This is a genomic window from Pedobacter alluvionis (genome assembly GCF_003664035.1).
Classification (GTDB): Bacteria; Bacteroidota; Bacteroidia; order Sphingobacteriales; family Sphingobacteriaceae; genus Pedobacter; species Pedobacter alluvionis.
The window spans coordinates 946,981-961,107 of the sequence record NZ_RCCK01000011.1; the positions used below are offsets into that span (position 1 = coordinate 946,981).

Annotated in this window: 10 protein-coding genes; 2 read left to right on the forward strand and 8 right to left on the reverse strand. The window is 38.6% G+C overall.

Annotated features, from left to right (window positions below):
- Nucleotides 1-13 precede the first annotated feature (13 nt).
- Nucleotides 14-3,208 carry an efflux RND transporter permease subunit gene (locus tag BCL90_RS11800; RefSeq protein ID WP_121284168.1) on the forward strand — a complete coding sequence of 1,065 codons (3,195 nt, stop codon included), beginning with the start codon at nt 14-16 and terminating at the stop codon, nt 3,206-3,208.
- A 293-nt stretch (nt 3,209-3,501) separates the two neighbouring features.
- Nucleotides 3,502-4,305, forward strand: coding sequence for a hypothetical protein (locus BCL90_RS11805; protein WP_121284169.1), 804 nt, complete (start codon nt 3,502-3,504; stop codon nt 4,303-4,305).
- 443 nt (nt 4,306-4,748) lie between these two features.
- Here BCL90_RS11805 and BCL90_RS11810 read toward each other — a convergent pair whose 3' ends face one another.
- The 8 genes from BCL90_RS11810 to BCL90_RS11850 all read right to left on the reverse strand — a co-directional run bounded on the left by BCL90_RS11810 (nt 4,749) and on the right by BCL90_RS11850 (nt 14,092).
- A complete protein-coding gene (locus BCL90_RS11810) occupies nt 4,749-5,954 on the reverse strand; it encodes an MFS transporter (protein WP_121284170.1) in 1,206 nt (401 codons plus the stop codon).
- 111 nt (nt 5,955-6,065) lie between these two features.
- The gene (locus BCL90_RS11815) at nt 6,066-6,719 is read right to left on the reverse strand and encodes a TenA family protein (protein WP_121284171.1); all 654 of its coding nucleotides are present in this window, start codon (nt 6,717-6,719) and stop codon (nt 6,066-6,068) included.
- Nucleotides 6,716-7,534: a bifunctional hydroxymethylpyrimidine kinase/phosphomethylpyrimidine kinase gene (thiD, locus tag BCL90_RS11820; RefSeq protein ID WP_121284612.1), complete on the reverse strand. Its 819-nt coding sequence runs from the start codon at nt 7,532-7,534 to the stop codon at nt 6,716-6,718. Before thiD ends, BCL90_RS11815 begins: the two co-directional genes overlap by 4 nt.
- A gap of 437 nt (nt 7,535-7,971) precedes the next feature.
- Nucleotides 7,972-9,366, reverse strand: a complete 1,395-nt coding sequence (locus BCL90_RS11830; RefSeq protein ID WP_134380402.1) for a DUF1986 domain-containing protein — start codon at nt 9,364-9,366, stop codon at nt 7,972-7,974.
- 179 nt (nt 9,367-9,545) lie between these two features.
- Nucleotides 9,546-11,087, reverse strand: coding sequence for a choice-of-anchor I family protein (locus tag BCL90_RS11835; protein WP_121284174.1), 1,542 nt, complete (start codon nt 11,085-11,087; stop codon nt 9,546-9,548).
- Between the two features lie 374 nt (nt 11,088-11,461).
- The gene (gene lpdA / locus BCL90_RS11840; RefSeq protein ID WP_121284175.1) at nt 11,462-12,868 is read right to left on the reverse strand and encodes a dihydrolipoyl dehydrogenase; all 1,407 of its coding nucleotides are present in this window, start codon (nt 12,866-12,868) and stop codon (nt 11,462-11,464) included.
- 253 nt (nt 12,869-13,121) lie between these two features.
- Entirely contained in the window at nt 13,122-13,478 is a 357-nt protein-coding gene (locus tag BCL90_RS11845; protein ID WP_121284176.1) for a bleomycin resistance protein, read from the reverse strand.
- A 62-nt stretch (nt 13,479-13,540) separates the two neighbouring features.
- Nucleotides 13,541-14,092 carry a Crp/Fnr family transcriptional regulator gene (locus BCL90_RS11850; protein ID WP_208529783.1) on the reverse strand — a complete coding sequence of 184 codons (552 nt, stop codon included), beginning with the start codon at nt 14,090-14,092 and terminating at the stop codon, nt 13,541-13,543.
- Nucleotides 14,093-14,127 lie beyond the last annotated feature (35 nt).

The window sequence follows — 14,127 nt, forward strand, 5'->3', positions numbered from 1 at the left end:
AATACGAATTAAAATGAAGATAACAGACATATCTATAAAAAGGCCTTCGCTGGTTATTGTGGTATTTACCGCACTTACCTTGCTTGGGCTACTAAGTTACTTTTCGTTGGGTTATGAATTACTTCCAAAATTCTCTAACAACGTAGTATCTATTTCGACCATCTACCCTGGTGCATCGCCAAATGAGGTTGAAAATACCGTAACCAAAAAAATTGAGGATGCGGTATCATCGATGGAAAACATTAAAAAGATCAACTCTGTATCATTTGAGAGTTTATCAACGGTTACCATCACCTTAACAGATAAGGCCAACATTGATATTTCAATGAATGATGCCCAACGTAAGGTAAATGCCATTCTTTCTCAATTGCCAGAGGATGTAAAAACACCATCGTTAAGTAAATTCTCGTTAGATGATTTACCGGTAATCACCATGACAGCTTCGGCAAATATGGATGATATTACTTTTTACGATTTAATTGATAAACGTATAGCCCCGGTAATTTCGAGGGTAACGGGTGTTGCCCAGGTAAATTTAATCGGTGGTTCGGAACGTGAAATTCAGGTTTCATTAGATGCTGATAAATTACAGGGCTATAACCTTTCTGTTCCACAGGTTCAGCAACTGATTTTAACTTCAAACTTAGATTTCCCTACCGGAAGTGTTAAAACACAAAATCAGGATGTTTTAATTCGTTTATCAGGTAAATATAGAAGCATTGAAGAATTAAGAAATCTGGTTTTAACCACCTCGAAAGATGGTGCGCAAATTCGTTTAGGCGATGTAGCAGATGTTCAGGATTCGAAAAAAGAAACTGAAAAACTGGCACGTGTTGATCGTAAAGCATCAATTGCAATTCAGATTATTAAACAAAGTGATGCAAATGCGGTAGAGGTGAGTAAAGGCACCCATGCCATTATTGCTAAACTTAAGGATGAATATAAAGCCAACAACCTTGATATTAAAATTGTTAATGATAGCTCGATTTTTACTTTAGAATCTGCAGATGCCGTTATCCACGATTTAATCCTGGCAGTTGTTTTGGTTGCCTTTGTAATGCTTTTCTTCCTGCACAGTTTACGTAATGCGTTAATTGTAATGGTATCAATCCCAGCATCGTTAATTGCAACATTTATTGGCATCAACTTATTTGGTTTTACGCTAAATTTAATGTCGTTACTTGGACTTTCCCTCGTGGTAGGTATCCTGGTGGATGATGCGATTGTGGTACTGGAAAATATCCAGCGACACATGGAGATGGGTAAAAACAAAGTAAGGGCAGCTTCTGATGCAACAAGAGAAATTGGATTTACCGTAGTATCGATTACCCTGGTAATTGTGGTGGTATTCTTCCCTATTGCAATCAGTTCCGGCCTGGTATCTAACATCTTACGCCAGTTTTGTGTGGTGGTAATCATCGCAACATTGCTCTCGTTAGTGGCTTCATTCACCATTGTTCCATTACTTTTCTCACGTTTTGGAAAGTTAGAGCATATAGAAGGCAAAAACATATTCGGCCGTTTTATTCTTTGGTTCGAGAAACAGCTTAAGAAATTTACCATCTGGATTACCAGCATCTTAACATGGTCTTTAAACCATAAAAGACGTACCATTGCAGCGGTAGTAGTATTATTTGTTGCGGCAATGTGGTTGGCTGGAGCAGGTTTTATCGGATCGGAGTTTTTCCCTAAATCAGACAAAGGTGAGTTCCTGATTCAAATTGAATTACCTAAGGATGCTCCTTTAGAACAAACCAACTTCTTCACCCAAAGAGCAGAAGCTTACTTAGATAAACAGCCAGAAATTGTACAGTTAATTACAACAGTTGGTCAGGCCAGTGGTGACTTTGGAGGAACCCAGGCAACAGCATACAAATCAGAAATAAATGTTAAGCTGGTAGAGCGTGATAAACGCAAAGGCATGTCTTCAGATATTTTCGCAACAAAAATGAGCCGTGCTTTAGCAAAAGAACTTGTTGGGGCGAAAGTTAAAACGGTACCAATTAGTATTTTGGGTATTGCCGAAAATGCACCTATCAGTTTGGTGGTAATGGGCTCTAACTTGGATAGTGCTTTAAAATATGCAGAAGGTGCTCAAAAACTACTTAAAACAATTCCAGGAGCAACAGAGATTAAATTATCGGTAGAAAAAGGAACGCCAGAGATTAACGTTCAGGTAGACCGCGATAAGATGTCGGCAGTTGGCCTAACACTACAAACTGTAGGTTCTACCATGCAAACCGCTTTTGCAGGCAACACCGACGGTAAATACAGAAAAGGTGAGTACGAATATGACATCAACATTCAATATCAGGATTTTAACAGAAAAAATATTGACGATGTGCGTAACCTCATTTTTGTAAATGCTGATGGCAAACAGATTAAGCTATCGCAATTTGCAACCATTACCGAAGGTTCAGGACCAAGTCAGCTAGAGCGTTTAAACAAATCTACTTCGGTATCCGTTCAGGCACAATCAATCGGTAGGCCAACAGGAACCGTGGTTGCTGAGTTTCAAACGAAACTTCTGGAAATGCAAAAAAATGGTAAGCTAAAAGCACCAATTGGTGTAAGTTATACCTGGGCTGGAGATCAGGAAAACCAGAGTGAAGGTTTCGGCACCTTAGGTATTGCTTTATTGGCCTCGATTATTTTGGTTTACCTGATTATGGTTGCGCTTTATGATAGTTTTGTTTATCCATTTGTAGTGATGTTCTCGCTACCACTGGCTTTAATTGGAGCTTTCTTAGCACTAGCCTTAACTAATAACTCTATCGGTATCTTTACCATTTTAGGTTTTATTATGCTAATGGGATTGGTGGCGAAGAATGCGATCATTCTGGTCGATTTTACCAACCACATGAAGGCAGAAGGTAAATCCACCATAGAAGCGTTAATCTTAGCTAACCATGCACGTTTACGTCCAATTTTGATGACTACTATCGCCATGATCTTTGGTATGCTTCCTATTGCATTGGCAAGTGGTGCAGGAGCTGAATGGAAAAACGGTTTGGCATGGGTTATCGTTGGTGGATTAACCAGTTCGCTATTCTTAACCTTGATCGTTGTACCAGTTGTTTACTTAATTTTCGATATTATATTGGAGAAACTAGGTTTCAACAAAAAAGGAAAAACGATTGATGAGCTAATGGTAGAACCATACGATCATAAAGATGTACTTGAATATGATGTAGATCTAAAACATTAATAAACATCCATATTAACAATCAATTTAGCCCCGACCCCAAATCGGGGCTTTTTTGTGGATTATTTTGTTTTTAGCCACTGAAGCACGAAAAACAGGTGAACTATTTTTTAAAAACCCTCTCATGTGGGTGGTTCTTATTCCACGAATCACTATTTATATTAAGTTTTCTCCAAGAAGTCAAGTTTAAACGGGGGAAGTGCTAAGAAAAACTTGACTTCTTTTAAATACTGAACAGATAATTATACAATGTTGTCTTCAAACAAATTATGGCGCAACATTGTATATTAGGCATTATGTTTAAATTCATTTTTAGCCTATTTCTAATTTGCACTACCCTCTTAGTAAAAGCTCAACACCCTCCTGTTTTCCCGGCGATGACTACAGATTCGAGCTTTGTTAAGGTGTCAAACTTAAATATCAACCTGGTAAAATACAGTTACAAACCTAATGGCATTAAATTTTTAGTCGTACATGACAATGAAGATACTGGTGTAAAAGCAGGCTTTGATTATATCCGATGGAGTGGCGGCGAACTCATCGACAGTCAATATGGTGGTGTAAGAGATTATTATTTCACCTATATGGATGATCAATATCGTATAGACCCTAACGCTATTTATACGGAAGTAGGTGTAAAAACAAGGTTAAAAAAAGATTTTTTTAGTTCTAATGAGGTAGAAAAAGCAATCCTAAACGCGGGTAAGCAAATTGTCGATTTTTACAATCCAAAAGCCACGGGTTATTTTTTAACCCTTCATAACAATGCCGATGGTGGTTTTGGTATTTCTTCTTATTTACCAGGTTACGATTTAGCAAGTACCGCCGACTCGGTTTACATTAATTTCCAGATGGATGGCGACGATCTTATTTACGTAACCGAGCCAAGGTTGTTCAGCAGCTTAAAAAAGGCAAATGTGAATGTAATTCTTCAATCTAAATTCGTTTCTAATGACGGCTCCCTTTCGGTGTATGCCATGCAAAATAATATTCCATATATCAATGTAGAGGTACAGCATGGGCATCTGGAAGAAAATTTAAGGCTGATCGAGCTCGCAGTTGCCACACTGAAGGAACATGGATTGGTGAAGAAAGAATAGGTAAGACTTTAAGTAAAAAAACTTATATGCCGCTCATATTCCTTATATGGTTAATGTTTTTATTTATTGAAATGAACATGCAGTGGTTCTTATCCTATCGGTTGGTTGTCTCACCGACCGAAATAAATTAAGCCATATTTATATTAAGATTTGGAAATGAATTTACAGTGGTTCTTGGGCTTTGCAGTCCCGCTCATTTCAAGTCCTCGCTGCGCTGTGGGCTTTACATTACATCCGATAGCTATCGGATCAGGTTTATAAACAAAGGTTTCTGCACCTCGCAACCCTGAAAATGAAACACCGTTTTGGCAAATTAGCCCCGGTTGAAGTGATACCCTGCAGCAACGAGGCACGAGGAAGCGAAGCGTAAAACGGGAAGAAACATATTGTTATGTACTGATTTGCGCTCCAAATAATCAATATGTTTTTTAAAGCATGAAACCCTAGTTTATAGCTTTTATTTTCGTGACCAAAAAAGTAATCAGCAAACCAAATACTGAAATAATCCCGAAAGAATAACGCAGGCTGGATAATTGTGAAACATAACCAATTAATGGTGGACCAAACAAAAAAGCAAAATAACCGATGCTCGAAACCATGGTTATGGCTTTACCAGCAGGTACTTTTTTATTGTTGCCCGCTATGCTATATACCATCGGTACAATACTCGAAACACCAAGACCAATAAGCATAAAACCAAAAATAGAGACAATCAGATTCGGGAATATTACGGCAAGTGCCATACCTATAGATATAATGGCGCCACTGATCTGCAACAGGTTTTTCCGCCCAAATTTACCGATTAAAAATACGCCTAAAAACCTCCCGCTTGCCATCATAAACATGAACGATGCATAACCAATAATAGCCCTATTATGAGGCAACTTCACAACATCTTCGAAATAAATAGCGCTCCAATCGAACATGGTACCTTCGGTAGCCATACTGCAAAATGCGATAACGCCCAACAGTACTAAAATACCTTGTGGCATGGCAAAAAACTTTGTCTTCTCCGTCACGGCATCTGGTTTATTATAGTTTAGCAACTTTTTCCAGTTAAGAGTTACATTGGTTAAAGATATTAGGGCAATAATCCAGAAATGGGTATACATGCCTAATTTTAAGTTAACTAAACCGAGCGCAATTAATGCACCTGTTAAATTCCCGATACTCCAGGCCCCATGAAAAGAACTCATAATAGGTTTGCCGTAATAGTTTTCACCGGCAACACCCTGTGTATTTAAAGCGATGTTACAAAGATTACCAGTGATACCAAATAACACCAAAAAAGCAGCCAATTCCCAACCAGTGGTGGCTAATGCTAAAAAAGTTAAGGCAATTGCATATAATGGCGCAGTTGCCATAAGCATTTTCTTACTACCGAAATGTGTGGTCAGTTTTGCAGAAAAAAACATGGTAATGATCTGTCCTGCAGGCAATGCAAAAAGTATAGAACCTAATTCTGCATCGTTTAAACCCATTAAAGCTTTAAAAGTTGGAATCCTACTTGCCCAACTTGCAAAACAGACCCCTTGCATAAAGTAAAAGGCTGATATGGCTAAACGGACTTGTTTTGGAGAACTTTGTGCTATTACAGGTTTGTCTTCTTGTTTGCTTATAATTTCCTGTTCTTGCGTACTTTCTTCCAAAATTGATATTTTAAATAATAGATTAAGCTACAAAGTTCCTTAAATCTATTTGAAATACCGACTATTTTTTGACTTTATATCAAAATATTTGCACCACAAAGGGTTAAAATATTAGACTTTCCATTTTTCAAGTTCATAAGCACTGTCCCAAAACATCCATTCTAAGCGGGTCGCCATTTCGAAAACATCCAGCATTTTTTGTTGAGTTGCGCCATTGGCCCGTGCGGCCAGTTGATTTGTAATGTCAATTGCTTTTTCTACTGCAGTAGCAAATTCGATTCCAGCATACATATCAATCCATCTTTTATAGGGATTTTGATCGTTGGTCTGTTGTGCGAAAATATGATCGCCTACTGCTTTATAAATCCAAAAGCATGGTAAAACAGCCGCTACTGCTATTTCTACATTGGCGTATGCAGCCTGACTAAGAATATAATTGGTGTACAAAAGTGTAGATGGAGTAGGTTTCACTTCGTTTGCCAAACCAAATTCTACAAAGTAACTTTCGTGCAAACTACGCTCGGCAAAAATAGCGCCTGTAGAAAACCCGGCAAAAGCCATCACCAAATCTGCATCTTGCATACGCCCACTAATGGTGCTTAGCGTCCGTCCAAATTCTAAAAGGTAATAGGCATCCTGTGCTAAATAGAAGATAAATTTTTCTTTTTGTAAGGTGCCATTGCTCAGCTCCGTATTAAAGGGCATGGTTAAAATTTTGTTATAGATGAGTTTAACCCGTTCCCAGGCATTGTCGCTCCACTTCATTGGATAATTAATTTTAAAGGTTCGAAAAAGTGGTTTAGTGGGCCATTACCTTCACCTGTTTTTACTTCGCTGCCAGCTTGTAAGGCCTGGCTGATGTAGTTTTTTGCATTTTTAATTGCGGAGAATAAATTGTTGCCCTTCGCCATTTCGGCAGCTATGGCTGATGATAAAGTACAGCCAGTTCCATGCAGGTTTTTAGAAGAAATAAAGGCACTTTCTAAAACCACCGGAATTTCAGTACCAGAAATGAGCACATCGTAAATAATCGGACCAGCCAAATGACCACCTTTAACCAAAACTGCTTTTGCACCTTTTTCGATGATTTTCTTCCCTGCCGCAATCATATCATCAAGGTTATTGATTTCTTGTCCCGAAAGGATTATGGCCTCATCTATATTTGGTGTAACCAAACTAACCATGGGGAACAATTTTTCTACCAATTGGTTAACGGTATCGGGTTCGATTAAGCGGTGACCGCTGGTAGCGACCATTACCGGATCTAAAATAACAGGAACAGATTGATTGTAAGCTTTCAGTTCTTTTTCAATCACCTGTACCACTTCGGCACGGTTAATCATCCCGATTTTAATGGCCGCTGGCGCTATATCATCCAATACTGCTTGTAACTGATCCTTAATCATTGCCGCGGGAATACCATGTACTGAACGCACCCCTAGCGTATTCTGTGCAGTTACCGCTGTAATTACCGACATACCAAAACAGCCCAGGGCCGAAAAGGTCTTCAAATCGGCCTGAATGCCAGCCCCACCCCCACTATCTGAGCCGGCTATTGTTAATACATGAATATAATTCATTGCTAAAGACTTCATTTTGTTGTACAACTTCAGGAGTCTTCAAATGCAGTAGGCATTTATGCAATTATTGCAGACAAACTAATTTTCCTACGCCAGCATGATCCGGATCAGGTTCATTTGAGGTTGATGGCTGGAGGGTTTTAAGGCTGAAGGACATTGCCCTCTACCTTTTTACCTTCTACCTTTAACCTCAAAATGGGTATATTCTCAGCCAACTTATTTGAAGGCACCCCTAAAGTTTTATTTTGTAGCGTAATATAGGGCTTAGTTTTTATTCTTTGTTTATAGAAATGAATTATATAAACAAGAGCTTGAACAGCGAATGCGCAAAATGTTGACAAAAAAAATCCCGGTAAGCTTATACCGGGATTCATCAAAATGGAGGGGAAAAATAATATCCAACCATAATGTAGCTATATATACTTAAAATGTTAATTCTAGTCGTAATCGAGGTCAAAATCATCAGATAAATAATAAAGGCCACTAGTTAAGCCAGTTATTCTGATCTGGTATGATTTGCGGACAATATTGCTTCCTAAAAGATCAGAATCTAATCCGTTCAATAGCTGTCCGGTATTTAGCGCAGCGGGATTGATTACCTGGTTTACCACATAGTCATAGGCATAGGTATTAAACCCGGGAAAATTGATTGACCTGAGCTCTATAAGTTCTATTTTAACATGGGTATCAGATGGAGTAAGTGAAGCATTCCATGTAATATTCTCGATATACCTTGTTCCGTGACTTCCGAAAGGATACCTATTTGTGCTTCTTGGTGTAGCCATGGTTAAATAACATGCGCCCTGTGCATTTGCAATCTGCTGCCCATTTTGATTTATCTCTGCCAAAGCCATTGCGTCAGCATCAGCCTGAGATACAGTTGAAGCATATTTTTTTGCTGGTACGATATAATTAACCGGTAGAGGATAGCTTACATTTGACTGGCAGGTATTTTTATAGAACGACCTACCATTTAAACGGTTATAAAATGTTCTGGTAATCCCTGTTTTCTCTAAAATCCATGATGCATATCCCGATACCTTAGCATAACCTTTCGCACCTACATTACAGTCGCCCCAACCATTTACAACACCAACTAAGACCTTTCCCACACCTGCAATATCAACCACCAAAGGCCCTCCGCTATCGCCAAAGCAAGGCGCCTGCTGCGAAACGGTTGAGGTTGAGGATGTGTAAATAATTGTGGGGGAAATTGATGAGATTTTAACATTTGCCGCAAATAGCGTATTTGGATATGTTGCAGAACCTGTTGAGGAATTAAACGAAACCGCTCCCCAACCTGAAACAGTTGCCAGCTTATCAACCACAACATCAGCATCGCCACTGGTAGAATAAGATATTGCGGAAATATTTGCATTAAAAGATATGGGGGTTGAAAGATGGATCAATGCAATATCGTCATAGATCTGGCTGCTGTTATAGTTGGCATGGCGGATGATCAGATCGGCATTATAAGAAACTCCATCATTCACATTGGAAGAACCTAATTTAACAGTTATCTTATTGCTCTCTATCTGTGTATTTGAATTTGGATAGGTTACCACGTGGGCAGCGGTGAGTATCCAGTTTTCGTTCAAAATCACCCCTCCGGCATTAAAGTTTCCGTTAAAAAAGATCGCAGCCTGATAGGGTACGTTGTTGATAGATATTGGATTTCCTCCAATAACACCTGTTTTAGAAGGATTTTGAAAATTCTGCACTTGAGGCTCATTGCTGTTTTTCTTACATCCTATAAAGTTTATTGATAAGACCACTAATGCAATAATGGCCAGTACAAGGGCTTTACGTCCCTTGAAAAAAGCGTTTTTCATAATTTTGAGTTTTAGATTTTTGTGTTTTCCTATTTCAAATTTATATTTTGCAAGTTGTTGCAAGTTTAAGACGCTGTTAACAAATTAATTTTCCAGTTCATTTAGCCAGATACATGAAACAAAAAATCCCGAGAACTTGCACCGGGATTCAAACCTCATCATGGATAAGTAAAAGAATTTTATATCTTATCGGGCTGGTAAAACCTTACCGTTCCATCAGCTTCGTTAGAAACGATGAGCATGCTTCTGCCATTCGGGCTATCTTTTGGTTTAACAAACATCAAACCTTCTGGTGCATCGCCGGTAGAGAATAACTGAACAAATTTTGGTGCTGCCGGATTAGTTACATCATAAATAGCAATTGCATCTGCACGTTCCATGCCAATAAAAGCTAAAGTTTGCCCGTTTACCTCAGCCACGGCGATCCCTTCAACCTCAACCCCTTTTTTATTTGCTCTTTTGGGGTCATATTTTCCGGCATCCGACACTTTTTGCGCCAGTTCTTTGCCTATATTGGCCACTAACTGACCAGTATTGGCATTAATAATGCTGAAACTGCGGGTGCTAAACGAATACAGTTCATCATAATCACCATCGCCATCCGTATCGCCATAATTTTTCGCAACGATAAGTTTACCCAAATTTTCATTTAACTTTAGTGTTGCCGCATTCGGGAATTTAACAGGATCTAGGATCAGTTTACTGCTGCCCACCTCTATTTCTTCGGATGTTTCTTTCGACCAATCACGTGTATCGCCCTCATTGGCTAAGGCCAGGTAAGCATTACCGTTTACGGTAAAATAAGATATGGCATCAGGCAGGTAAAAACCCTTAACCTGCCATGTTTTAAATTCTGGCTTATCATCTTTTACTGTAAAATCAACGGCATTTTCTGCAATACTGAAATCCCTAGTGCCCAATGGGATGATTTTGTTGATTTTGCCTGCAACGATATCAACTTCTGCTACGCCATTGTTTTCCTGTAAGGTAACGTAGGCTTTTTTAGAGTCTACACTTACGGTGATGTACTCTGGTTCTATATCTTGGGCAAAACTTGCATTTGGGCCATAAATGCGAAATCCATTGGCAATTAGGCTTGATTTTTCTGATTCTAATCCAGCAAAATTAAACGTTTTAACTGCATAATTATCTTTGATATTGATAACCGAGATGCTTCCAACGGGATCAACAGTATAGCTTGCATTTGGCTCGCCTTCGTTTGCAGATAAAATATAATTTCCATCCGGACTGAAAGTTACCATATCTGGCATAGCACCTACGGTGATTTTTTTAACTTCTGATAAATCTGATGTTTTCAGCACCAAAACATCGCCATTACCTTGTTTATCCGCACCATCTAAAGCGATTGCCAATAAACCGTTACTAACTGCAACGCTATTGATACCAGCGTTAGCTGCAAAGGTTAAAGTTTGTAATTTTGTAACAGTTGGATATTTGCTCATGTCTACAACATCAACCTTGGTTCCCCCGTCATTACTTACTACAAACAATCTTTTTGTTAAGGGATCGTAAGCAGAAATTTCTGAAGCGAATTCCCCACCTAAATCAATAGAAGCAGTTTCTTTGAAGCTGTCGATTTTTTCAGGAACGATAGTTTCGATTGGAGGATCTACAATCGGATCATCAGTTGAATCTTTTTTGCAGGCAGCAAATGCCAACGACACAATAAGGATTGCACCAAATAGTTTTTTACAGTTCATGGTTTGTTTAATATCTGAGCCGCAAAAATAGAAGTGCAAAACGCTATTTTTCAGCCTGCGAACATTATCATTTGGTTAAGGAATTGTGAAGAAAGACTAGAGCGGAAAGGGGAATGCAGAGCTGCCTTCATTTCGAGTATAGTGCAACGAAGTCGAGAACCCGGAGGCTCTACGCAGCTAAATCTGCCTAAATAGATCTCTCCATTTCACTGCGTTACAGTCGAGATGACGGTACTCTGGGGTGGTTATCCCGTTAAACTTTTTCTATCATTAAAGCGTTCTCACAATGACGGAGAGGGACTAAAACAAAAAAATCCCGATATAAATACCGGGATTTTTTATTCGTTTTGCTGAAACAGGTTCAGCTACTATTATTAAATATGTATTGCTCTGTTATCAGTTGCAGCAAGAGCTGCTTCTTTCAACGCTTCGGTATAAGTTGGATGTGCATGGCAGGTACGTGCAATATCTTCTGCAGATGCACGGAACTCCATCGCAATTACAGCTTCAGCAATCATATCCGCAGCACGCGGGCCAATCATATGTACACCTAAAACCTCATCAGTTGTAGCGTCAGCCAAAACTTTAATAAAACCATCAGTATCCATACTTGCTTTCGCACGTCCGCTGGCTTTGAAAGGGAAAGATCCTGCTTTATATTTAGTTCCTTTTTCTTTCAGTTGCTCTTCAGTTAAACCAACAGATGCAACTTCTGGCCAGGTGTAAACAACACCCGGAATTAAGTTATAATTGATATGTGGTTTTTGTCCTGCGATAGTTTCTGCCACATAAGTACCTTCATCTTCGGCTTTGTGCGCTAACATTGCACCGGTAATTACATCTCCAATGGCGTAAACACCAGCAACAGAAGTTTCTAAATGCTCATTTACAGGGACTTTTTTCCCTCTTTCTTCTATTGTGATTCCTATTTTATCTAAACCCAGACCTTCCGTATAAGCCGTACGGCCAACAGCCACGATGCAATAATCAGCGTCGAAATTTACGGCTTCACCCTTCGCATTTTCTGCAGTAACCGTTACTGTTTTACCATTACTTGTAGCACCGGTAACTTTATGATTCATAAAGAATTCCATGCCGAGGTTTTTCTTCAATACGCGTTGAAGTTCTTTACCTAAACTTGCATCCATTGTTGCAATGATGGATGGCAAAAACTCAATTACTGAAACTTTTGTGCCTAAACGGGCGTAAACAGAACCTAACTCCAAACCGATAACACCGCCGCCAATTACAACCATCGACTTTGGAACTTCTTTAATATTTAAAGCCTCTGTTGAAGTAATAATGCGTTTTTTATCAATTGGCAAAAATGGCAAAGCTGTAGGTTTAGAACCTGTAGCAATGATTACATTTTTAGCGGTTAAGGTCTCCGTAGAACCATCAGCCTTTGTGATTAAAACCGTGTTTTTATCTACAAATGAACCAACGCCTTCGTAAGAATCGATTTTATTTTTCTTGAACAAATAAGTAATACCGGCCGTATTTTGTGCAACAACATCGTCTTTACGGGCGATCATTTGTGGCATATTTACTTTAAGGCTTTTTAAATCGATACCGTGAGTAGTAAATGTATGAGCAGCATTATGAAAATGCTCTGATGAATCTAACAAAGCTTTAGATGGGATACAACCAACGTTTAAGCAAGTACCTCCAAAAGTTTTATATTTTTCTACTACTGCAGTTTTTAAACCTAACTGAGCACAACGGATTGCGCCAACATAACCGCCCGGCCCTGAACCGATAACAACGACATCGTATTGCATAATTTCTTGAGAATTTTGATTAGCCAAATGTAGGGAAAAAAGGCGGAAAGCTGAAAGTCGATTAGGCTATAGAAATTGCTTATTAGTCATTTGTTTATCAGTTATGGCTTATAGCATTAGCTTATGGTTCAATATAAGGCTCAATAGGATATTCTTTAAAAGTTCAAAAGCCTATATGTTGCTGAGCGTATAAAACATTTTACTTTAAAAGGATAAAATGTTTTGGGCTAAGCAAATGCACTAATGCCTCCTCTTAAAGCCCTTGCCCAAAAGTGAGTAAATTACTGTCAGGATCAAGCATAGCAAATTCTTTTTGCCCCCACGGTTTTGTTTGCAAATGCCCATTCGGATGAATGCTTTGTTTAGTATCCAGCATCCATTTGTATAAATCCTCTATATCATCTGTACGGATATAAACCTGACCATAGTTTTCTTTTGGGTCAAGTGTTTCGAATAAAAAAAAGTGAATCTGAACATGGTCTTTTTGTACCATGAGGTAATCCTTAAAATTGTCGGCGCCAATATCTTTAAAGCCCAATTTATTCACATAAAAATCTCTGGTGATTTCTTTATCACGCATTGGAAGCTTCGGATTGATTTCTGTTAGCATATTTTTTTATTTCAAAAATGAGGAATTTTCTCAAAAGCAGCACTTGATCGAAATCATGAAATTCAATAGTTCGCTCTAACCCTGCTTAGTGTTTCGGGAGTTATTTTAAGATATGAAGCGATCATTTTAACCGGAAAAACCTGTACAATGAGCGGCTTTGCATTTTTAATATAATTATATTTTTGGACAGGGCTTAATGCATTGTCGAAAAGGTAAGTCCGGTGATTAGCCTGATCAAAAATTCTTCCCAATTGTAAAAAAGACTGCGACCTGGCAATCAGCTTGTGCAGGTTGATTAAACTCAATTCAATTACTTCTGCATCCTCAAATGCTTTAATAGTAGTGGCTGATGGCACTTGTTCAATCAAACTCGGATGATTAAACATCCATTCTTTGGCTAAGTGCAGATCTATAATTGTTTCAGTTACATGATCAGACTGAAATTGAACAAAAGATCCAGATAGAATGAAATAGACAGATTGGCAAATCTCACCTTGGCGCAATACCGTATCTTTTTTCTTAACTATTTTTCGCAGTGCTTTTTCTTCAAAAAGAAGCAGATCATGGGATGAAAATGATCCGACACTGGCTAAAATTTCCTGAGCTGACATCATATAAAATTCAATTATTTCAGCTGATAGGGCATCAA